Raw genomic sequence first — 21,469 nt, 5'->3', positions numbered from 1 at the left:
GGCACAAAGGAATATGCGAGCGTGCAATACCCTGGGTGCGGACCCGTCGCATCCCCGAGAACGGTGAGAGAAGGCCCCCAGTGCCCAAGAAGTCGAATGCCGAGACCGGCAAGCGCCCCACGATCAGGGACGTGGCCGCCCGGGCCGGCGTGTCGGTGCCGACGGTCTCGCGGGTCCTCGCCGGGAACTACCCGGTGGCACCCGCGACCCGCGCGAAGGTGCTGCGCGCCATGCGCGAACTCGACTACGTGGTCAACGCGCACGCCCGCGCGCTGGCCGGGGCGACGACGAAGACCGTGGCGTTCGTGGTCGACGACGTGACGGGGCCGTTCTACGCGTACATCGCGCGCGGTGTCGAGCAGCAGGCCGCCTCAGAAGGGCGGCTGTGCCTGCTGTGCACGACGCACGGCGACCCGGAGCGGGAGCTGGCGGTCGTGGAGCTCATGCGCGAGCAGCACGCCGAGGCCGTGATCGTCGTGGGCGGCGCGTGGGACGACGGGAAGTACAACGAGCGGATGCGCTACTTCGCCTCGGCGCTGGACCGCTCGGGGTCGCGCCTGGTGCTGTGCGGGCGGCCGTCGCTGGGCGAGGACGTCCCGGCGACGGTGGTGCACTACGACAACGAGGGCGGGTCGTACGCGATGACCTCGCACTTGCTGTCGGCCGGGCACAAGACGATCGCGTACATGGGCATGGGCGTCGGACTGTCCACTACGGACGAGCGGGTGCGGGGGTTCCGGCGGGCGCACGCCGATTACGGCGTCGAGGTCGACGAGTCGCTGATCATCCCGGGCGAGTTCTCGAAGCAGAGCGGGTACGACCTGACCCGGGATCTCGTGGGAAAGCGCGACGATGTGACCGCGGTCTTCGGGGCGACCGACATGGTCGCGGCGGGCGTGCTGAAAGCGTTGCGGGAGGCCGGGATCGAGGTTCCCAAGGACATGTCGGTGGTCGGCTTCGACGACATCCCGCTGGCCTCGGACCTCACGCCCGCGCTGACCACGGTGCACGTGCCGCACGAGGAGCTGGGGCGCGAGGCGGTGCGGCTGGGGCTGCGCCGCGAGGCGACGGCGTCCGACCAGGTCGTGCTCGGCACCCACATCGTGGTGCGCGAGACGGTGGCCCCGCCGCCGCGCCGCTGAGGGCAGACGTTTCGGGGCCGGGCCGCTTCACAGCGGCCCGGCCCCGTTCGTTCGCAGTGTGCGTCCGGTCGGCGCCGGTCGTCACTTGTCGTCGCCGGTGAGGTCTCTCTTGGCGTCGCGGAGTTCCTCTTCGCCCCTGTCGCGAAGGTCGTGCCACTCCTCCTTCGCCTTGCCCTTCAGCTCCTGCGCGCGCCCCTCATTGGCGAGGCTCTCGTTGTCGGTCGCGTCGCCGACCTTCTCCTTGGCCTTGCCGACGAGCTGGTCGGTCTTGTCCTTGGCCTTGTCGAATCCACCCATGGCGTTGCCGTCCTTTCTCGAACGGTGATTGCGGCATGGGTACCCGCTCCCGGCCCGGTCACACCTCCGCTGGTCAGGCCCGGGGCGCGGTGCGGTACTCGGCGTAGTCGAAGTCGGCGAAGCCGCCTTCGGCTGCCAGGTCCTGGACCCAGAGGCCCACGAACGCGCCGGTGAAGCCGAAGGCGTGGAGGAGGCCGTTCTCGCTCCACGTGGCGTGCTCGTCCGAGAGGACCGTGGCGTCGGCGGTGACCGCGAGGTCCTGCCACGGGCCGCTGTCGCGGTAGGCGAACCGCAGGGTCGGGCCGTCGAAGGCGATGCGCAGGTCGAGCCGGGTCCCGACGGCGGCGACCTGCGTGGTGGCGCGCCGGCCGCGGTCGCAGGTGACGAGGCTGAGCAAGCGGCGGCCCTGGTCGAGGCCGACCTGCAGGCAGTGCCAGTTGAAGCCGTTGTAGTAGGCGGTGATCCCGGCGGTCTGGTCCGCGGTCCGCGGGTCGAAGTCGAGACCGGCCTCGAAGACGCCGTGCTTGGCGGTCACTCGCTGCGCGACAAGGCTGGGCGTGCGCTTCCCGTGCGGGGACTGGCCTCCGGTGACGCGCAGGTGCGAGGAACGGTCGGCGAGACTGAGCCAGGACGGGTCGGCGTGGCGGCGGAGGGTGCTCCAGCGCGGGTCGAGGGCCGGTTCGTCGAAGTCGTCGCGGGCGGGCGCCGCGGGCGCCGCGAGCACGGGCCCGGACGGGGCCGGGACCTCCAGCGCCGGTGCGGCCCCCTCGATGCGGGGCCAGCCGTCGGTCCAGGAGACGGCCGCGATGGCGGTCTCGCGGCCGAGGACGCAGCGGCCGGTCGCGTCGCGCTCGCGGGCGTCCTGGGGCAGGCCGTCCTCGACCTCGGTGTAAGGCCGCGAGGTCAGGTAGGTCATGTACCACTCCCCCGCCGGGGTCGTGGTGAAGCAGCCGTGGCCGGCCTTCTGGAGCGGCAGGTCGAGCTTGTCGCGGGTGGTGAGGAGCGGCCCGTTCGGGTCGATCTCGTAGGGGCCCAGGAGGTTTCGGGAGCGGGCGACGATCGCGCCGTGGTTGAAGCCGGTGCCGCCCTCGGCGCACAGCAGGTAGTACCGGCCGTCGTGCCGGTAAAGGTGCGGGCCCTCGGTGACGCCCGCCGGGCTCGAGTCGAGGAGCAGGACCGGCTCGCCGACCGCCTCGCCGTCCTCGAGCCGCTGGATCTCGACCCCCTTGAAGCCCATGATCATGTTGAGCAGCCAGGTCGAGCCGTCGTCCTCGTGGAAGAGGGCGGCGTCGAAGCCGCGCCCGGGGAGCCGCACCGGGTCCGTCCAGGGCCCTTCGATCGACGCGGCGGTGGTCAGGTAGTTCGCGCAGTCCTTGTAGCCGTACGCGTAGTTGTCGAGGACCGAGAAGACCAGGTGGAAGCGGCCGTTCGCGTAGGTGAGGTCGGGCGCCCACACGCCACCGGAGTCGGGGACGCCGGTCAGGTCGAGCAGCCCCGGCGTGTCGAGCAGGCCGCCGAGCGGCCGCCAGTGCTGCAGGTCCCGCGAATGGTGGATGCGGACGCCGGGGCACCACTCGAAGGTCGAGGTGGCCAGGTAGTAGTCCTCGCCGACCCGGACGATCGAGGGGTCGGGGTGGAAGCCGGGCAGGATGGGGTTGCGGATCACGTCGCTCACAAGGGTCGATTCAACCGGTCCCGCAACCCATGTGCAAGCGCTATCCAGTGCCAATGTCGCCGACGCGGGGCAGAATCTTCTGGTGACCGGTTTCCGCATCCGCCCCGTTTCGCCCGCCGAGCACGACGCGCTCGGCGAGGTGTCGATCCGCTCGTATCTCGAAGGCGGGCTGCTCCTCGGCGGCCTCGACGACCCGTACGCACCGAACCTGCGCGACGTCGCGCTCCGGGCCGCCTCAGCGACCGTTCTCGTCGCCGTGGACGGCGACACGGGCGCGATCCTGGGCGGAGTGACCCTCGCGTTCCACGGGAGCGCCATGGCGCAACTGGCGGGTCCGGGCGAGGCCGAGATCCGGATGCTCGCGGTCGACCCGGGCGCGCAGGGGCGCGGCGTCGGGTCGGCCCTCGCCGCCGCGTGCGTCGAGCGCGCCCGCGCCGAGGACGGCACGAAGCGGGTCGTGCTCTGCTCGCAGCAGGCCATGACGACCGCGCACCGCGTCTACGCCCGCCTCGGTTTCGAGCGCGCGCCGGAGCTCGACTGGTACCCGCTGCCCGAGGTGCTGCTGTGGGGCTTCCAGCTCGTCCTTTAGAGGAATGCTCCGAACGTCCGCTTGTAGTCGGCCAGCGCCCGGTCGACCTCGCTCTCGGTGAGGCCGTACCGGGCCAGGTCGTACTTGTGGTCGGTGGGGCGGTTGGCGAGGGCCGTCTCGAGCGCGTCCGCTTCCGTTCGGCCCCAAGGGGCTCCGAGGTGCTCGAAGAGCTGCGGGAGGCGTTCGCGGGCGTGGTCGGTGAGGTCGCGGTAGGGGACGTCGACGACGGCGTAGGCGGGCATGCGGGCGCGGGCGGCGCGGGCGCGGTCGAGGCCGGTCGCGAAGAGCCCCAGCCAGGTGCGGCCGATCTCGCGTGGGTCGAGTTCGCTGGTGTTCATGCCGGAGGCGGTCTCGGTCATGGAGCAGAGCGAGGCGAGGGCTTCGGCGGGTTCGCGGTGGGTCCAGAGGATCTGGGCGTCGGGGAAGGTCTTGACGAGGGCGCCGAGGTTCCACAGGTGGGCGGCGGCGCGGATGACCCAGCGGCGGCGGGGGCGGCCGTGCTGGAGGACCTGGAGGGTCTGCTTGAGGTAGCGGTAGTCGGCGGTGTAGTCGCGTTCGAGCATCCACTGGACGTAGCCGGGTGGTTGGGCGCGCACGAGGTGGCCGACGCCGTGCGGGAGGACCCAGATGTCCGCGTCGGGCTTCTGCGGGTGCATGTCGTAGACGGCGCCGAAGGCGGGGAGGGCTCTGGCGAGGAAGTCGGTGGCGCGTTCGGCGCGGCGGAGGTGGTCGCCGCCTTCGAGGTCGGCGTGCATGAGCTCGTGCATGAGCGGGGAGCGGTGGGTGGCGGGGACGGCGAGGAGGCGCTGGAGCATAGTGGTGCCGGTGCGGGGGGCGCCGGTGATGACGATGGGTCGGCTGATGGGCTCGTCGGCGATCTCGGGGTTGAGGGCGTGGAGTTTGCGGGTGCGGAGGCGGTTCTCGAGGCGGTCGGCGATCTCGTGCTGGACGGCGACCCAGCCGGTGAGGGTGAGGCCGTGGATGTCGGCGTAGCCGGCGAGGAGGACGCGCATGTCCTCGATGAAGGCCTCTTCGCCGTGGGCGGTGGAGCCGGTGCGGTCCTCGGCTTCGCGGACGGCGCGGTCGAGGAGTCGGTCGACCTTCTTGCGGCGTCCCGCGATGGCGGGGGTGAGGACCGTGTTGACGGCTTTCAGCCAGGGCGAGACGGGTTTCATCGTGTGCCATTCCTCGTATGCCGGTTACGATGCGCCGCTTGGGGATCGGGCCCGGCGGAGCTGAGGTGAGCCTACCGTCGGGTAGGACGGCGGGCCCACCTCAGGGCGTGGAGTGTGTCCGGGCTATCGGGCGTCGGCGTGCTGGGCCTCGAGCGGGATCGCCGCGGCCACTTGGGGGGTGAGTTCGGCGACGAAGCGCGGGGACAGGTGGTTGGCGTCGCGGTAGACGAGGAGGTTGCCGACGACGACGGGGCAGGTGTCGTTCTCCATGTCGCACATCCAGGGGATGGGGTCGACGACGGTGGCGTCGGTCTCGGCCTCGATCGTGTCGATGGCGAGGGCGCGGCGTTCGGGCCGGGTGGTGGCCTGTTCGACGTCGACGACGCAGGCGGTGACGTTGTCGGAGTGCTCGGCGAGGCACGCGGGCGTGTCGCCGGGCGGGTTGGCGGAGTCGGCCAGGTAGTAGACCTCGTCGGCGGCGGCGTCGAGGCGGTCGAGGCTCTCGGCCCAGCCGTCGGCCCAGGCGGCGTCGGGGTCGTCGGCGAGGATCTCCTTGTTGTCGTAGGCGGAGGTGACGACGACGTCGGGTTCGATCCGCTCGATCTCGGCGAACGCCTTCTCCTTCCACGCTTCGCATTCGGTGTAGCGGCGGCCGAGCTGGTTGTCGTGCTCGATGGCGGCGGAGACGCTGCAGTTGGCCTTGGCGAAGGGCAGGAGCTGCCAGCCGGAGGCTTCGGCGAGCTGGTTGAAGGCGGGGAACCACTGGGCGGCGTGGGAGTCGCCGAACAGGACGATGGTCTTGGAGCCTTCGGGGTCGCCGAACACGCAGTCCTCGGCGAGGTCGGTGCCTTCGCGGCCGGAGACGCAGCCGTCGGCGTAGAGCGCGGGCTCGTCGGTGCCGGCGTCGTCGAGCGAGGGGGTGATGTTGGCGGGCACCGATTCCACATCGGAGGATTCGCCGATCATCTCCCAGACGGTGGAGTCGTCGCCGGTGATCTCGGCGGCTTCGCCGTTCTCCTCGGCGGGCATGGGCTGCTGCACCATCAGGAGTGAGACCGCGAGCATGGCGGTGATGAGCCCGCCGCCCATGGCGAGGGCCCGGGAGGGCACCTGCACGAGCGGCCGCTTGGTGCGGATCGGGTTCTCCACGAGGTAGTACGTGGCGATCGTGAGCAGGAACGCCACGGCCATGAGCAGCAGGTAGTGGCGCAGGCGCACGTCTTCGAGGCCCATGACGGCGGGGCCGATCATGATGAGCGGCCAGTGCCAGAGGTAGAGGCCGTAGGAGATCTTGCCGACGAACTGGGCCGGGCGGATCCCCAGGAGGCGCTGGGCGCCGAAGCGGTGCGGGGCGCAGCCGGCGGCGATGACGAGCGCGCAGCCGGCGACGGGCAGGAGTGCCGCGGTGCCGGGGAAGACGGTGTGCTCGTCGAGGACGAACACGGAGGCGGTGATGAGCGCGAGTCCGGCCCAGGAGGCGAGCGCGGCGGCCCATTCCGGGGCGCGGCCGCGGATGCCGCCGGCGGCGACGGCGATGAGCGCGCCGACGGCGAGTTCCCATGCGCGCGTGTGGATGCCGAAGTAGGACCAGACGGGGTCGCCGGCGGTCCAGGCGGCGCTCATCCAGAACGAGACGCCTCCTGCGATCACGAGGAACGCGGTGATGGCGAGCGTTCGTCCCGGTCCCCGGTTGCGGTGGCGTGCCGCGGTGAACTTGCCGGGGCGGCCGAATTTGGCGCCCAGGGACGCGATCGCGAGGAGGACGAGCGGCCAGACGATGTAGAACTGCTCTTCCACCGCGAGGGACCAGAAGTGCTGCAACGGGGACGGGGGGACCTCGGCGTTGAGGTAGTCCGTGCCTTCTTGCGCCAGGCGGAGGTTGATGATGTTGAGCGCGGCGGCGGCCGCGTCGGCGGCGATCTCGCCGAGCCTGGTGCGCGGCAGCCAGAGCCATGCCGCCCCGAGCGTTGCGAGCAGGACCGTGGCGGCGGCCGGGAGGAGCCGCACGGCGCGCCGGGCGTAGAAGCCCGCGATCGAGACGGTGCCGGTCGTGTCGATCTCGCGCAGCAGCAGCGAGGTGATGAGGAAGCCGGAGATGACGAAGAAGACGTCGACGCCGACGAATCCCCCTGCCATGTAAGGGAAGCCGATGTGGGCGGCGATGACGGCGCCCACGGCGAGGGCCCGGAGGCCTTCGATGTCGGGCCGCCAGTGGCTGGGGCGCGCACTGGTCGGCGTTTCGGTCTGCTGGTCGACCCGAGCACTCCGCTTGATCGCGAGGGTCTCGGGGTCCCGCTTGGGTGCTATGCGGGCGGCGGCGTCACTGGACGTCTTCGCCGGTTCTGGTGCGTTGGTCAGACGCATGGATCTCGGTCTCCGAACGGTTCACCGGGCATCGGACTCCCAGCCGGGCAAGGCTGGGCGGACTGGGGGTCGGGGGTCTTACCGGGGACGAGTGCAGACCATAACATTGCCCGGTGAATGGGATCTACCCCCTCTAATGCGGTGATATATCACTCAATCACCACGTAACCGAGCGTGCTCGCCGCCCGGGACGCGGCGAGGGCGCACCCGGTGGGACCGGATGCGCCCTCGGCGTCACTCGTTCGGTGACCCTTAGGGGACGCCGGGCGGTTCGGGGGTCTGGCGCAGCAGGCCCTCCTGGGTGGCCGAGGCCAGGTGCACGCCGCGCTCGTCGAAGAACCGGCCCTGGGCCAGTCCGCGGCCGTCGGCGGCGGTCGGCGACATCGAGTCGTAGAGGATCCAGTCGTCGAAGCGGAACGGCCGGTGGAACCACAGCGCGTGGTCGAGGCTCGTCCCGAGGTAGCCGCCGGGGCCCCACACCTCGCCGTGGCGCGACAGGACCGAGTCCAGCAGCGTCAGGTCCGAGGCGTACGTGAGCACGCACACGTGGATGAGCGGGTCGTCCGGGAGCCGCCCGTCGGCCTTCATCCACACCCGCTGGTGCTCCTGCGCCGGGCGTTCGCCCGAGGCCGAGAAGCCCGAGCCGCCGCCCGCGTAGCGCACGTCGATCGGGCGCGGCACGCGCGCCCAGATGCCGAGCCGGTCCGGGTGCGCCTTCAGCTGCTCGCCGAGCGGCGCGATGTCCTCGGGCCGGGCCAGGCCCTCAGGGGCCGGGTCGGAGTGCTCCAGGCCGCGCTCGCCGGTGTGGAACGAGGCGGACATGAAGAAGATCGTCTGCCCGTTCTGCAGCGCCACCGTACGTCGTACGGAGAAGGAGCGGCCGTCGCGGATGTTCTCGACCTGGTAGACGATCGGCTTCGTCGAGTCGCCGGGGCGCACGAAGTAGCCGTGCAGCGAATGCACCCGCCGGTCGGCCGGGACGGTGCGCCCGGCGGCCACCAGCGCCTGGCCGGCGACCTGGCCGCCGAACACGCGCTGGAGCCCCACCTCGGCGCGCGGGCCCCGGAACAGGCCCTTGTCGATCTCTTCGAGGTCGAGGACGCCGAGGAGGGAGTCCACGGCGTCCTGTCCTACGAGGACTTCCCTCATCTAGGAGCCGATCTTGTGGACCCGGACGGTGTTCGTCGAACCGGGGGTCCCGGCGGGGGTGCCCGCGACGATGAGGACGAGGTCGCCCGGCTCCGCCAGGTGGTGCTCCTGCAGGGTCTTGTCGACCAGCAGGAACATGTCGTCGGTGTGGTCCACGTGCTCGACCAGGTAGGAGTCGGTGCCCCAGGAGAGCGCCATCTGGTTGCGGACGCTCTCGATCGGGGTCAGGCCGTAGATCGGGCGGTTCGGCTTCAGGCGGGCGAGGCGCTTGACGGTGTCGCCGGTCTGGGTGAAGGCCACGAGGGCCTTCGCGCCGATCGCGTCGGCGATCTCGGCCGCCGCGTGGGTCACCGCACCGGACTTGGTGCGCGGGTCGTGCAGCAGCTCGCGCAGGCCGATCGGGCCGTTCTCGGTGGTCTCCACGATCTTGGACATGGTGCGCACGGTCCCGATCGGGTACTTGCCGACCGAGGTCTCGCCGGAGAGCATCACGGCGTCGGTGCCGTCGAGGACGGCGTTGGCGACGTCGGAGACCTCGGCGCGGGTGGGCCGGGCGTTCTCGATCATCGAGTCGAGCATCTGGGTGGCCACGATGACGGGCTTGGCGTTCTCGCGGCAGAGGCGCACGATCTCCTTCTGCACGATCGGGACCTCGTCGAGGGGCATCTCGACGCCCAGGTCGCCGCGGGCGACCATGACGCCGTCGAAGGCCAGGACGATCTCCTCGAGGCGCGCGACGGCCTCGGGCTTCTCGACCTTCGCGATGATCGGGCGGCGCACGCCGACCTCGTCCATCACCTTGTGGCCCAAGCGGACGTCGTCGGGGCTGCGCACGAACGACATCGCGATGAGGTCCACGCCGAGGTTCAGCGCGAACTTCATGTCGGAGACGTCCTTCTCGGACAGCGCCGGCACGGAGATGTTCACGTTCGGCAGCGACAGGCCCTTGTTGTTCGAGACCGGGCCGCCCTCGACGACCAGGCACTCGACGTCGGTGTCGTCGGCGCTGAGCACCTCGAGCGCCAGCTTGCCGTCGTCGACCAGGAGGCGGTCGCCCTTGGAGACCTCGGCCGGCAGCTTCTTGTAGGTGCACGAGACGCGGTCGTGGGTGCCCTCGACGTCGTCGGAGGTGATCTTGATGCGGTCGCCCGCGTCCCACTGCTCGACGCCGTTGGCGAAGGTGCCCAGGCGGATCTTGGGGCCCTGCATGTCGGCCAGGATGGCGACGGGCTTCCCGGCGGCCTCGGCGGCCTCGCGGACCATCTGGTAGACGGCCTCGTGGTCGGCCTGGGCGCCGTGGGAGAAGTTCATGCGGGCGACGTTCATGCCGGCGTCGATCAGGCCGGCCATACGCTCGGGCGTGGCCGTGGCAGGCCCGATGGTGCAGACGATTTTTGCTCTACGAGTCACCCTGCGAGCTTATATCGGACGCCTACTCGCACTCGCAGGGTCTCCGCAGTTGAGAGGTGGAATTCACCGGTGCCGGAATGCAAAAGAACGATAGGCGGAATTGAGCCCGTGCGAATATTCACCGGGCTCAATTCCGCCTATTGCACTTATGCGACGAGCGCCTGTGCGTTCGATTCGACCGGCGCCGGGAGCGCCGTCTGGCCGCCGAGGAACTTGTGCGCGGCCGCCGCGGCGGCGCGCCCTTCGGCGATCGCCCACACGATGAGCGACGCTCCACGGTGGGCGTCGCCCGCGACGAACACGCCGGGCGCGTCCGTCTGCCAGTCCTCGCCGCAGTCGATCACGTTGCGGCGGTTGCGCTCGATGCCGAACTGGCGCAGCAGCGGCTGGTCCTCGGTGCCCGCGAAGCCGATCGCGAGCAGGACGAGGTCGGCCGGGACGATCTGCTCGGTGCCCTCGACGGGGAGGATGTCGCGGCGGCCCTGGGACTTGTCGACCCGGACCTCGCTGAAGCGCATCTGGCGCACGTGCCCGTGCTCGTCGCCGATGAACTCGGCGGCCGCGGATGCGTAGTTGCGCTCCCCGCCCTCCTCGTGCGCCGGGTAGTTGCGCACGATGACCGGCCAGGTCGGCCACGGGTCCTTCGCGCCGTTCCGCAGCTCCGGCGGCGTCGGGTACAAGTCGAGCTGGCGCACCGAGGCCGCGCCCTGCCGGTGGGCCACGCCCAGGCAGTCCGCGCCGGTGTCGCCGCCGCCGATGATGACGACGTGCTTGCCCTTGGCGTCGATCGGGGCGAACGGGGCCTTGCCCGCCACGACCTGGTTGGCGCCCACCAGGTGCTCCATCGCCTGGTGGATGCCGGCGAGCTCGCGGCCCGGCTGCTCCGTCTCGCGGCCCTCGAGGGCGCCGACGGCCAAGATGACCGCGTCGTGGCGCTCGCGCAGGTCCTCGGCGGTGATGTCGACGCCGACGTTCACGTTGCACGCGAACTCGACGCCCTCGGCGCGCATCTGCTCGACGCGGCGGTCGATCTGGTGCTTCTCCAGCTTGAAGTCCGGGATGCCGTAGCGCAGCAGGCCGCCGGGGGCGTCGTCGCGCTCGTACACCGTCACCGCGTGGCCCGCGCGGGCCAGCTGCTGGGCCGCGGCCAAACCGGCGGGGCCGGAGCCGACCACCGCGACGGACTTGCCGCTGGAGGACGCGGCCGGCTGCGGCCGCACGTTCGCGTCGTCGAACGCGCGGTCGATGATCTCGACCTCGATGTTCTTGATGGTCACCGGGTCGTCCCCGATGCCCAGCACGCAGGCCGCCTCGCACGGCGCCGGGCACAGCCGCCCGGTGAACTCCGGGAAGTTGTTCGTCGCGTGCAGTTGCTCGATCGCCGCGCCCCACCGGCCCGTGCGGGCCAGGTCGTTCCACTCGGGGATCCGGTTGCCCAGCGGGCAGCCGTTGTGGCAGAACGGGATGCCGCAGTCCATGCAGCGCGAGGCCTGCGCCGTCACCAGTTCCTTGGTGGTGCGGGTGTACACCTCGCGGTTGTCGAGGATGCGCACCGGCACGGGGCGCTTCTTCGGCACTTCGCGGCCGTGCTCGAGGAATCCGCTCGGGTCAGGCATTGGCGGCCTCCTTCTCGGTCAGGACGAGCGTGCGGGTCGTGATCGTGTCAATGGCTTGACGGGCGAGGACGGCCTTGTACTCGCGGGGGATGACCTTCGTGAAGCCGCTCGCGGCCCGCGGCCACTCGGCCAGCAGGTCCGCCGCGACCGCCGAGCCGGTGGCCCGGCCGTGGCGCAGCAGCAGCGAGTGGACCAGGTCGATGTCGGAGGCCGACAGCGGGTCGAGGTCCGACATCGCGGTGTTGGTACGGGACTCGTCCAGGCGCCACACGTAGGCGACGCCGCCGGACATGCCGGCCGCGAAGTTGCGGCCGGTCGGGCCGAGGACGAGGACGGTGCCGCCGGTCATGTACTCGCAGCCGTGGTCGCCCACGCCTTCGACGACGGCGACCGCGCCGGAGTTGCGGACCGCGAAGCGCTCGCCGACCTTGCCGCGGATGTACACCTCGCCGGAGGTCGCCCCGTACAGGAGCGTGTTGCCGGCGATGACGTTCTCCTCGGCCTTGAACGGCGCCCCCGCGTCGGGGGTGAGCACGAGGCGGCCGCCCGAGAGGCCCTTGCCGACGTAGTCGTTGGCGTCGCCCACGAGCTTGAAGCTCGCGCCCCGGGTGAGGAACGCGCCGAACGACTGCCCGGCGGTGCCGCGGAACGTGAGGTTCACGGTGTCCTCGGTCAGGCCCTCGCGGTGGGCGCGGGAGACCGCGGCGCCCAGGAGCGCGCCGACCGAGCGGTCGGTGTTGCGGATCTCGAGCTCGGCGGTGACCCGCTCGCCCTGCTCGATGGCGGGGCGGGCGATCTCGACGATGCGGGCGCCGAGGGTCGACTCCACGCCGTGGTCCTGGACGGTGGCCTGCGTGCGCGGGCCCTCGACCGGGGCGGCGATGACCTTCGACAGGTCCACGCGGGCGGCCTTGCGGCCGGGGCCGGGGATCTGCTGCAGGCGCTCGACCTCGCCGATCGCCTCTTCGAGGGACCGGTATCCGAGCTCGGCGAGGAGCTCGCGGACCTCTTCGGCGATGTAGCGGAAGAAGTTCTCCACGAACTCGGGCTCGCCCGTGTAGCGCTCGCGCAGGCGCGGGTCCTGCGTGGCGACGCCGACCGGGCAGGTGTCGAGGTGGCAGACGCGCATCATGACGCAGCCGGTCACGACGAGCGGGGCCGTCGCGAACCCGAAGCCCTCGGCGCCGAGCAGCGCGGCGACGATGACGTCCCGGCCGGTCTTCATGGCGCCGTCCACTTCGAGCTTCACGCGGTCGCGCAGGCCGTTGCGGATCAGGGTCTGCTGGGCCTCGGCGAGGCCGATCTCCCACGGGGTGCCCGCGTGCTTGATCGAGTTCGCCGGGGAGGCGCCGGTGCCCCCGTCGTAGCCGGAGATGAGGATCGTGTCGGCCTTGGCCTTGGAGACGCCCGCGGCGACGGTGCCGACGCCGGTCTCCGAGACGAGCTTCACGTGGACCTCGGCGTCGCCGCCGCCGGCGTGCTTGAGGTCGTGGATGAGCTGCGCCAGGTCCTCGATCGAGTAGATGTCGTGGTGCGGGGGCGGGCTGATGAGGCCCACGCCGGGCGTGGCGTTCCGGGTGTCGGCGATCCACGGGTACACCTTGTAGCCGGGCAGCTGGCCGCCCTCGCCGGGCTTCGCGCCCTGCGCCATCTTGATCTGGATGGCGTCGGCGGTGGCCAGGTACTCGGAGGTCACGCCGAAGCGGCCCGAGGCGACCTGCTTGATCGCACTGCGCCGAAGCGGGTCGTACAGCCGGTCGACGGCTTCGCCGCCCTCGCCGGAGTTCGAGCGGCCGCCGAGGCGGTTCATGGCGATCGCCAGGGTCTCGTGCGACTCCGCCGAGAGCGCGCCGTACGACATCGCGCCGGTGTGGAAGCGCTTGACGATCGACTCGACCGGCTCGACCTCGTCGAGCGGCACCGCCTCGCGGCTGTCGTCGAAGCCGAGCATGCCGCGCAGGAGCCCCGAGTCGGCCGCGATCGAGTTGACCTTCTCGGTGTAGCGCTTGAACACCTCGTACTGGCCCGAGCGGGTGGCGTGCTGCAGCAGGAACACCGTCTCGGGGTTGAACAGGTGCACTTCGCCTTCGCGGCGCCACTGGAAGTCGCCGCCCGGGGGCAGCGGCTCCGAGGTCTCGATCTTGCGCTCGTAGGCGGCGCGGTGGCGTTCGGCGACCTCCTTGGCGAGGGTCTGCAGGCCGATGCCGCCGATCGAGGAGTCCGTGCCGGTGAAGTACCGGTCGACGAAGTCCGCGTCGAGGCCCACGGCCTCGAAGATCTGCGCGCCCGTGTACGAGGCGACCGTGGAGATGCCGATCTTCGACATCACCTTGAGCACGCCGTTGCACAGGCCCTTGATGTAGTTCTCGACCGCCTGGGCGGGCTCGGCGTCGACGACGCCCTGCCCGCACAGCTCCTCGATCGAGTCGAACGCCAGGTACGGGTTGATCGCGGCCGCGCCGTAGCCGAGCAGGACTGCGGCGTGGTGCACGGTCCGGCAGTCGCCGGTCTCGACCAGGAGCGCGACCTTCGTGCGGGTCTGCTCGCGCACGAGGTGCTGGTGCACCGCGGCGGTGAGCAGGAGCGACGGGATCGGCGCGAGGTCGGCGGTCGAGTCGCGGTCGGAGAGCACGAGGATGCGCACGCCGTCCTCGATCGCCTCCGAGACGTGGCGGCAGATCTCGACCAGGCGGTCCTTGAGGCCGCGCGAGCCGTGGCGGGCCTTGTAGACGCCGGAGACGCGCACGGCCTTGAAGCCGGGCATGTCGCCGTCGTCGTCGATGTGGAGGATCTTCGCGAGCTCCTCGTCCGACAGGATCGGGCGCGCGAGCTCGATCTGGCGGCACGAGTGCGGGCCGGGCTCGAGCAGGTTGCCCTCAGGGCCGACCGTGGTGCCGAGCGCGGTGACGAGCTTCTCGCGGATCGCGTCCAGCGGCGGGTTCGTGACCTGCGCGAACAGCTGCGTGAAGTAGTCGAACAGGAGCTTCGGGCGCTTCGAGAGGCCCGCGATGGGCGTGTCAGAGCCCATCGAGACCAGCGGCTCCTCGCCCTTGGCGGCCATGGGCGCCAGGATGAGCCGCAGCTCCTCGTCGGTGTAGCCGAAGGTGAGCTGGCGGCGGCGCAGGGACTCGGCGTCCCAGCCGACCGGCTCGCGGTCGGGCAGCTCCTCGAGGCGGATGAGCCCGGCGTGGAGCCAGTCCCCGTACGGGTGCTCCTTCGCGAGCGCGTCCTTCACCTCCTCGTCGTCGAGGATGCGGCCGGCCCCGGTGTCCACGAGGAACATGCGGCCCGGCTCCAGGCGGCCCTTCTGGGCGACCTTCGTGGGCTCGATGTCGACCACGCCGGACTCGGAGGCGAGCACGACCAGGTCGTCGGTGGTGCGCCACCAGCGGGCCGGGCGCAGGCCGTTGCGGTCGAGGACCGCGCCGATCTGCACGCCGTCGGTGAAGCACACCGCGGCGGGGCCGTCCCAGGGCTCCATGATGGACGCGTGGTAGCGGTAGAAGTCGCGGCGCTTGGGGTCCATGGTCGCGTTGTGCTCCCAGGCCTCCGGCATCATCATGAGCATCGCGTGGGGCAGGCTTCGCCCGCCCAGGTGCAGCAGCTCGACGACCTCGTCGAAGTTCAGCGAGTCCGAGCCGCCCGGGGTGTTGATCGGGAAGAGGCGGCGGAGGCGGCCGGGCAGGTGCTCGGTGGCGAGCTCGGCCTGGCGGGCGGTCATCCAGTTGCGGTTGCCTCGGATGGTGTTGATCTCGCCGTTGTGCGCGACCATCCGGAACGGGTGGGCGAGCGGCCACGACGGGAACGTGTTCGTGGAGAACCGGGAGTGGACGAGGGCGATGGCGCTCTTGAGGCGCTCGTCGGCCAGCTCGGGGTAGAACTGCGGCACCTGCGCGGGGGTGAGCATGCCCTTGTACACGATGGTGCGCGAGGACAGGCCCACGATCGCGGCACCGTCGAGGTGGCGCTCGCGCATCTCGCGCTCGGCCTGCTTGCGCACGGCGTAGGCGAGGCGGTCGAGCTCGAGGCCGGCGGCGGTGGCGCCTTCGGCGGCGAGGAAGACCTGGGAGACGCGGGGCTTGGAGGCCAGGGCGGCGGCGCCGAGGCCGGACGGGTCGGTGGGCACGTCGCGCCAGCCGAGGACGGTACAGCCTTCGACGAGGGCGTACTTCTCGACGATCGCGCGGGCGCGCGCGGTCGCGTCGTCGTCTTCGGGGGTGAAGACCAGGCCGGCGGCGTAGTGCCCGGCCTCGGGGAGGCTGAATTCGACCGTGTCGCGGTAGTAGGCGTCGGGGATCTGCAGCATGATGCCCGCGCCGTCGCCCGAATCGGGGTCGGGGGCGGTGGCGCCGCGGTGCTCCATGCGCACGAGCGCGGAGAGTCCGTGCTCGATGACATCATGTGCCGCTCGGCCTTGCATGTCCGCAACGAAGGCGACGCCGCAGGCGTCGTGTTCCCAAGCGGGGCGGTAAAGACCGGGCTCTGAGTTCAGGGCAGAACGCAACCGTGGCCTCCTTCGTCGTCGAGGGCTCCAGCAGCAGGTGGGGGCGCGGAGCACTACGGTGTTTCATACGGGACGACGTCGGCCCGAGAGAATGCAAAGTGTCAGACGAGTGTAATGCATCGCTCATCTGATGGACACCATCGTCCTACGATCCGAGCAGGTGGAGCGGTTTTTCTCACGCGTGCGACGACCGCGGCGCAACTGCCCCGTAATGGCCGTGTAACGCGGCCGCACGGATGGGGCGGGCGGCGCCGACCGGTGGCGGTCGGTGGTTAGAGTGAACCCACATTTCTCGCGCGGTGCCCATCCCCCGTGCCGGTACACCCCCAACCACAGTACGTTCGCAAGGAGCAATGCACCAATGACCTATCCCCCGCCCCCTGGCTACGGACAGCAGCCGCAGCAGCCGGGCTACCCGCCGCAGCAGCCGGGCGGGTACGCCCCCCAGCCGCAGCAGCCGTACGGCCAGCCGTCCCAGCCCGGTTACGGCGCACCGCAGCAGCCCGGCTTCGGAGCGCCCCAGCAGCCCGGCTACCCGCCCCAGCCCGGCGGGAGCCCCTACGGCGCCCCGCCGCCCATGCCCCCGACCTCCGGCGGTGGCGGCGGCGGCCTGGTCGCCAAGATCCTCGGCGGCGTCGGCGTGCTGGTCATCGGCGTCATCATCGTCATCGTCCGGGCCCTCGCCAACGACTCCGGGAACGACTCGGACAGCACCGGCACCGACACCACCCTCTCCGACGAGGAGATGGACGCCGCCGAGGCGGCCGCGGTCGGCGACTGCATGTCCGACGCCGCCGCCAGCGTCGACGCCGACCTGGTCGTCCCCTGCGACGACCCCACCGCGTACTGGACGATCACCCAGGTCTCCGACGACTCGGGCGCCGAGGTGGACTACTCGGGCCAGCTGACCGACCCGTCGATCGCGGCCTCGGTCTGCGGCCAGGAGTACATGGGCTGGACCCCGGGCGAGCTGTGGAAGTCCTTCCAGTACGTCTACACCGAGGAGATCTCGGGTACGGGCGGCCCGGTGGACTACCTCTACTGCGTCGAGGCGATCGACAAGGAGGACGCCGACGGCGGCCGCCCGGTCACGCCCGACACCGGTTCCTGCACCGACGACACCCTGCGGACCTTCGACTGCTCGAACCCGCTGGCCCTCTATGTCGTCGACGAGGTCGAGACCTACGAGCCGCCGGTCGACGAGCTCTCGTTCGACTCGATGACCGCGGTGGGCGGCTGCCCGAACTCGGAGTACTACGCGTCTCCGGTCACCGGCGGTGACGGGCTCGTCTACCTCGCTTACTGCAGGAGCGACAACGCCTGACCTGAACGCAGTGGAAGGGCCGTCCCGTTCGGGGCGGCCCTTTCGCGTGGGGCGGCAGCGGCGGCCGAGGTTCGTGAGAAGCGCCCGTCGCGGGAGCGCAATATGATGGAACCCAAGCGCATCCCAACGCCCCTTGAGCCCGGCCACGCGACGGAGAACCCCATGACCTATCCCCCGCCGAACCCGTACGACCCCAACCAGGGGTACGGCCAGCCCTCGCCCGCCCCGCAGCACTACACCACCGACGCGGACCCGTACTCCCGCCCGGACCCGTACGGGCCCGGCGCGTACCCGACCGCCCCGAGCCACCCCGGCAGCGCCCCGCCCGGCCAGCCCTACTCGCCCGGCCCCGCGTACGCGCAGACCGGCGGGTACCCGCAGCCGCCGGTCGGTCCGCCCGGCGGGGCCTTCCACCCCGGGCAGGCCGCGCCGCCGCCGCCGCGCGGCAACTCGAACACCCCGCTCATCATCACCCTCGTCGTGGTCGTCATCGCCGTCATCGGCGGCGGGATCGTCCTGGCCCTCAACATGGGCGGGGACGAGGACCCGGACCCGGAGACCACCAGCGCCGCCGCCGAGGAGAGCAGCGAGGAGACGAGTGAGGCCGAGCCGAGCGAAGCGGCGACCAGCGAGGCCGAATCGGTGTACCGCGTCCCGGCCGCGGGCGAGTGCATCGAGAACAACCCGGAGGGCTTCTACGTGGTCGACTGCGAGTCGGACCTCGCCTACTGGGAGGTGCTCAAGGTCGTCCAGTCCCCTGAGGACCCCGAGCCCGCGGACGCGGCGCACTCGGTGGCGGCCGCCGATGCCTGCGAGGGCACCGACAACACGAACTACTACTACACGGACACGGCGATCGCGGCGGGCCGCGACTGGGACCCCGAGCTCGATTCGATCACCGCGATCTACTGCGTGAGGGAAGTGTAGGAGGCCCAGGGCCGCATCGGGACCGGGGACGGCGGCCCGTTCGCGGGCTACCATCGGGTCCATGGCAGTCACCCTCACCGAGCTCGACCGCTTCGAGGCCTCCAGGCCCCGCCTGGAGGCCATCGCCTACCGCATGCTCGGTTCGGCGAGCGAGGCCGAGGACGCCGTCCAAGAGGTCTTCCTGCGCTGGCAGGCGGCCGACCGGGGGCGCATCGAGGTGCCGGAGGCGTGGCTGACGAAGGTGCTCACCAACCTGTGCCTCAACCAGCTCACGTCGGCGCGCGCCCGCCGCGAGACCTATGTGGGCGAGTGGCTGCCGGAGCCGGTGTTCGGGGGCGACCCGATGCTCGGGCCGGCCGACACGGCCGAGCAGCGCGAGTCGGTGTCCTTCGCGATGCTCACGCTCATGGAGCGGTTGACGCCGGTCGAGCGCGGCGTGTACGTGCTGCGCGAGGCGTTCGACTACCCGCACCGGCAGATCGCCGAGTTCCTCGACATCTCGGAGGCGTCGAGCCAGCAGATCCTGCACCGCGCCAAGAAGCATCTCGCGGACGGCAAGCCGCGCAAGGAGATCGACGAGGCGGACGCGCGCCGCATCGTCGAGGAGTTCCTGGCCGCGGCCACCGGCGGTTCGGTCGCGCCGCTGGTGCGGCTCCTCACTGAGGATGCGGTGGCCTTCGGCGACGGCGGCGGCAAGGTCCCGGCCCGCGCCAAGCCGTACCAGGGCGCGGCGGCGGTCGCGAAGTTCCTGTGGGGCCTGTTCCGGCCCGCCCAGGCCAAGCGCGACATCGTGGGCGGTTCGCCGGAGGTCTACGCGTGGACCGCCAACGGCGAGCCGGCGGCGGTCGCGGTCCTCGACGGCCGCGTCATCGGCGTCATGTGCCTGGAGGTGGGCGAGGACGGCATCGCCGCGTTCCGCAGCCAGGTCAACCCGGACAAGCTCGAGCGCGCGAACGCGCAGTGGGCGGCGGTCGACCACGGCGAACCGCTCGTGGTGACCGCCTTCTAACGTCATGTGACCCGCTTCATGCTCAAAACCTGTCAGGGATCGCGGGGCCGTCCGGTTCAAGTGGCGGACCCGAACCAGACAGGAGCATGACCATGAAGCACCGCATCGTCGTCCTCGGCGCCGGCTACACCGGTGCGTTCGCCGCAGGCCGCCTCGCCCGCCGGCTCAGCCCCGAGGACGTCGCCATCACGCTCGTCAACGCCGAGCCCGACTTCGTCGAGCGCGTCCGTATGCACCAGCTCGCGGCCGGGCAGGACCTCACGCCGCGGCCGTTCGCGGAAATGTTCGCCGGCACCGGCGTGGAGTTCCGCCTCGCGCAGGTCACCGCCGTGGACGCCGACCGGAAGCGAGTCGCCGTGCTCGACGCCGAGGGGGCCGGGGAACTCGAGTACGACACCCTCGTCTACGCGCTCGGCAGCGGTTGGAACGCCCAGGGCGTCACCGGGACCGCCGAGCACGCCTACGAGATCGCCAGCCGACCGGGCGCACTGCGCCTGCGAGAGCGCCTCGCGCGCCTCGACGCCGGGCAGGCCGTCACGGTCGTCGGCGGCGGTCTCACCGGCGTCGAGGCCGTGACCGAACTGGCCGAGACCCGCCCCGACCTCGACGTCCACTTCGCGGTCCGCGGCGGCCTCGGCGACTGGCTCTCGCCGAAGGGCCGCGAGCACCTGCGGAAGGTCGCCGACCGGCTCGGGATCACCGTCCACGAGCACGCCGCAGTCGAACGCGTCGAAGCCGAACGCATCGCCACCGCGACCGGCGACATCCCTGCGGCCGTGACGGTCTGGACCGCCGGCTTCGCCGTCCACCCGCTCGCCGCCGCCACGGCCCTCGAGGTCACCGGCACCGGCCAGATCGTGCTCGACCGGACCATGCGCTCGGTCTCGCACCCCGACGTCTACGCCGTCGGCGACGCCGGCTTCGCCATGGGCAAGAACGGCAAGCCCCTTCGCATGTCGTGCGCCTCGGGCGTCCCCATGGCCCAGGTGGCCGCCGACGCCATCGTCGCCCGCCTCACCGGCGGCAGGGTCCCCGAAGCGAGCATCGGCTACTTCAACCAGTGCATCTCGCTCGGCCGCGCCGACGGCCTCATCCAGTACGTCACCGAGGACGACCGGGCCCGCAACGCCACGCTCCGCGGCCGCTTCGCCGCCCGCTACAAGGAGATCATCTGCAAAGGCGCCGCCTGGGGCGTCGCCAACCCGACCTTCGGCCTCCCGACCCGCCGCAAGCGCCTGACGAAGACGCCGACCGCGCAAGGAAGCGCCATGAAGGCCCTTGCCTAGTGGCGCAACCGAATTCACCTCCGCCGCACCGCCAGCGCGGCGGAGGTGAACCGCGTCTCTAACGAGAAAATGACAAATGCTACGCGTTTGGCCCTCGTATGGGTGATTCGTAGCCTCGATCGTGTGACAACGAACGTCCACGACAATCCGATCAAGCTCTGCAAACAGAAGCCGAGCTTCGCCGTCGAACTGGCCGGCGACATCCTCAACCTCCCGATCCCCGACTATGACGAGGTCGTTCCGTACTCCGAGTCAGGCACCGATATCGAAGTGCGAGATCTCAACGCCGACAACGTGGTCGTCTGCAAGAAGGACGATTCGAACCAACTCGGCATCATCATCGAAATCCAGAGGGGCAAAGACGACGACAAGTTGTTCTCCTGGCCCACATACCAAGCGAACTTCCGCCACCGGCTACAGGCTCCAGTGGCGCTCATCGTCGTCTGCCCGGTCCCGTCAGTGGCCGCCTGGGCGGCCGAACCGATCAGGATCGGCCAACCGGGGAGTGCCTTCAGGATGCAGGTGCTCAGCCCTGCCAACTACCCGAAGCTCTTCGACAACTCGGAGAAAGGCGAACTTGCCGAGCAGATGGTCCTCGGAACCCTCGTCCACGAGCGAGCAGAAGACATCGAGCGCCTGCTGTCCACCGCTCAAGCAGAACTCGAGCCGCTCCCGGCAGCAATCGCCAAACGCTACACTCAGTACATGTTGGGGCAGCTCAGCGAGCACCCCCGCTCAATCTTGGAGGCCCTGATGCAGCAAGAAACCTACCCGTTCCAGAGCGAGCTTCTGGCGGAGCGGGAAGCCAGAGGCGAGTCGAACGCGCTGCTCATCATCATCGAGTCGCGGGGGCTCGCGCTCTCTGAAGAGCAGCGCCGCAAGATCGAGAACTGCCGGGACCTCAGCGAGCTGAACTCCTGGCTCAAGCTCGCAGCGATCGCCCCCTCGGTCAAGGCCATCATCGGCTGAGGCTCCACAGGCAGGCAAAAGGCGGGCGGACCG

15 protein-coding genes are annotated in these 21,469 nt (G+C 70.8%); 7 read left to right on the top strand and 8 right to left on the bottom strand.

Annotation, left to right across the window (positions count from 1 at the left end; all coding sequences use genetic code 11):
• The first annotated feature begins 80 nt into the window (after window positions 1-80).
• Window positions 81-1,142: a LacI family DNA-binding transcriptional regulator gene (locus tag AB0K52_RS08680; protein ID WP_363528161.1), complete on the top strand. Its 1,062-nt coding sequence runs from the start codon at window positions 81-83 to the stop codon at window positions 1,140-1,142.
• Window positions 1,143-1,223: 81 nt separating this feature from the next.
• On the opposite strand, the gene AB0K52_RS08675 is transcribed toward AB0K52_RS08680, so the two are convergent.
• On the bottom strand, window positions 1,224-1,439 hold the full coding sequence (locus tag AB0K52_RS08675) for a CsbD family protein (RefSeq protein ID WP_363528158.1): 216 nt from the start codon (window positions 1,437-1,439) through the stop codon (window positions 1,224-1,226).
• A 73-nt stretch (window positions 1,440-1,512) separates the two neighbouring features.
• A complete protein-coding gene (locus AB0K52_RS08670) occupies window positions 1,513-3,114 on the bottom strand; it encodes a family 43 glycosylhydrolase (RefSeq protein WP_363528155.1) in 1,602 nt (533 codons plus the stop codon).
• Between the two features lie 82 nt (window positions 3,115-3,196).
• Between AB0K52_RS08670 and AB0K52_RS08665 the strand changes: the two genes are divergently transcribed.
• Complete coding sequence (locus AB0K52_RS08665; protein WP_363528152.1) at window positions 3,197-3,703, top strand: GNAT family N-acetyltransferase; 507 nt, start codon at window positions 3,197-3,199, stop codon at window positions 3,701-3,703.
• Here AB0K52_RS08665 and AB0K52_RS08660 read toward each other — a convergent pair.
• The 6 genes from AB0K52_RS08660 to gltB all read right to left on the bottom strand — a co-directional run bounded on the left by AB0K52_RS08660 (window position 3,700) and on the right by gltB (window position 15,921).
• A complete protein-coding gene (locus AB0K52_RS08660; RefSeq protein WP_363528150.1) occupies window positions 3,700-4,878 on the bottom strand; it encodes a sulfotransferase in 1,179 nt (392 codons plus the stop codon). The two genes, AB0K52_RS08665 and AB0K52_RS08660, sit on opposite strands and share 4 nt — an antisense overlap.
• Window positions 4,879-5,001: 123 nt before the next feature.
• Window positions 5,002-7,242 carry an acyltransferase family protein gene (locus tag AB0K52_RS08655; protein WP_363528147.1) on the bottom strand — a complete coding sequence of 747 codons (2,241 nt, stop codon included), beginning with the start codon at window positions 7,240-7,242 and terminating at the stop codon, window positions 5,002-5,004.
• 252 nt (window positions 7,243-7,494) lie between these two features.
• Window positions 7,495-8,391 carry an acyl-CoA thioesterase II gene (locus AB0K52_RS08650; RefSeq protein ID WP_363528145.1) on the bottom strand — a complete coding sequence of 299 codons (897 nt, stop codon included), beginning with the start codon at window positions 8,389-8,391 and terminating at the stop codon, window positions 7,495-7,497.
• Window positions 8,392-9,801: a pyruvate kinase gene (gene pyk, locus AB0K52_RS08645; RefSeq protein WP_363528142.1), complete on the bottom strand. Its 1,410-nt coding sequence runs from the start codon at window positions 9,799-9,801 to the stop codon at window positions 8,392-8,394.
• Window positions 9,802-9,947: 146 nt separating this feature from the next.
• A complete protein-coding gene (locus AB0K52_RS08640; RefSeq protein WP_363528139.1) occupies window positions 9,948-11,417 on the bottom strand; it encodes a glutamate synthase subunit beta in 1,470 nt (489 codons plus the stop codon).
• Window positions 11,410-15,921, bottom strand: a complete 4,512-nt coding sequence (gltB, locus tag AB0K52_RS08635) for a glutamate synthase large subunit (RefSeq protein WP_363528136.1) — start codon at window positions 15,919-15,921, stop codon at window positions 11,410-11,412. Before gltB ends, AB0K52_RS08640 begins: the two co-directional genes overlap by 8 nt.
• 361 nt (window positions 15,922-16,282) lie before the next feature.
• Here gltB and AB0K52_RS08630 point away from each other — a divergent pair, with 361 nt between their 5' ends.
• From AB0K52_RS08630 to AB0K52_RS08610, 5 genes are all read left to right on the top strand, one after another.
• A complete protein-coding gene (locus AB0K52_RS08630; RefSeq protein ID WP_363528133.1) occupies window positions 16,283-17,245 on the top strand; it encodes a hypothetical protein in 963 nt (320 codons plus the stop codon).
• A gap of 162 nt (window positions 17,246-17,407) precedes the next feature.
• Window positions 17,408-18,172 carry a hypothetical protein gene (locus AB0K52_RS08625; RefSeq protein ID WP_363528131.1) on the top strand — a complete coding sequence of 255 codons (765 nt, stop codon included), beginning with the start codon at window positions 17,408-17,410 and terminating at the stop codon, window positions 18,170-18,172.
• A gap of 61 nt (window positions 18,173-18,233) precedes the next feature.
• A complete protein-coding gene (locus tag AB0K52_RS08620; protein WP_363528130.1) occupies window positions 18,234-19,181 on the top strand; it encodes an RNA polymerase sigma-70 factor in 948 nt (315 codons plus the stop codon).
• Between the two features lie 92 nt (window positions 19,182-19,273).
• Entirely contained in the window at window positions 19,274-20,467 is a 1,194-nt protein-coding gene (locus AB0K52_RS08615; protein ID WP_363528128.1) for an FAD-dependent oxidoreductase, read from the top strand.
• Window positions 20,468-20,590: 123 nt separating this feature from the next.
• Window positions 20,591-21,436, top strand: a complete 846-nt coding sequence (locus AB0K52_RS08610) for a hypothetical protein (protein ID WP_363528125.1) — start codon at window positions 20,591-20,593, stop codon at window positions 21,434-21,436.
• The last annotated feature ends 33 nt before the right edge of the window (window positions 21,437-21,469 follow it).

The organism is Glycomyces sp. NPDC049804 (assembly GCF_040674615.1).
Classification (GTDB): Bacteria; Actinomycetota; Actinomycetes; order Mycobacteriales; family Micromonosporaceae; genus Glycomyces; species Glycomyces niveus.
The sequence above is the reverse complement of the archived record's forward strand: the minus strand, read 5'-3'. Positions and strand labels throughout refer to the sequence as shown.

Bases quoted from the DNA above. Each gene is read 5' to 3' on its own strand.
- AB0K52_RS08675 (WP_363528158.1), bottom strand. From the start codon at position 1,439: ATGGGTGGATTCGACAAGGCCAAGGACAAGACCGACCAGCTCGTCGGC.
- AB0K52_RS08660 (WP_363528150.1), bottom strand. From the start codon at position 4,878: ATGAAACCCGTCTCGCCCTGGCTGAAAGCCGTCAACACGGTCCTCACC.
- AB0K52_RS08655 (WP_363528147.1), bottom strand. From the start codon at position 7,242: ATGCGTCTGACCAACGCACCAGAACCGGCGAAGACGTCCAGTGACGCC.
- AB0K52_RS08650 (WP_363528145.1), bottom strand. From the start codon at position 8,391: ATGAGGGAAGTCCTCGTAGGACAGGACGCCGTGGACTCCCTCCTCGGC.
- AB0K52_RS08640 (WP_363528139.1), bottom strand. From the start codon at position 11,417: ATGCCTGACCCGAGCGGATTCCTCGAGCACGGCCGCGAAGTGCCGAAG.
- AB0K52_RS08630 (WP_363528133.1), top strand. From the start codon at position 16,283: ATGACCTATCCCCCGCCCCCTGGCTACGGACAGCAGCCGCAGCAGCCG.
- AB0K52_RS08625 (WP_363528131.1), top strand. From the start codon at position 17,408: ATGACCTATCCCCCGCCGAACCCGTACGACCCCAACCAGGGGTACGGC.
- AB0K52_RS08620 (WP_363528130.1), top strand. From the start codon at position 18,234: ATGGCAGTCACCCTCACCGAGCTCGACCGCTTCGAGGCCTCCAGGCCC.
- AB0K52_RS08615 (WP_363528128.1), top strand. From the start codon at position 19,274: ATGAAGCACCGCATCGTCGTCCTCGGCGCCGGCTACACCGGTGCGTTC.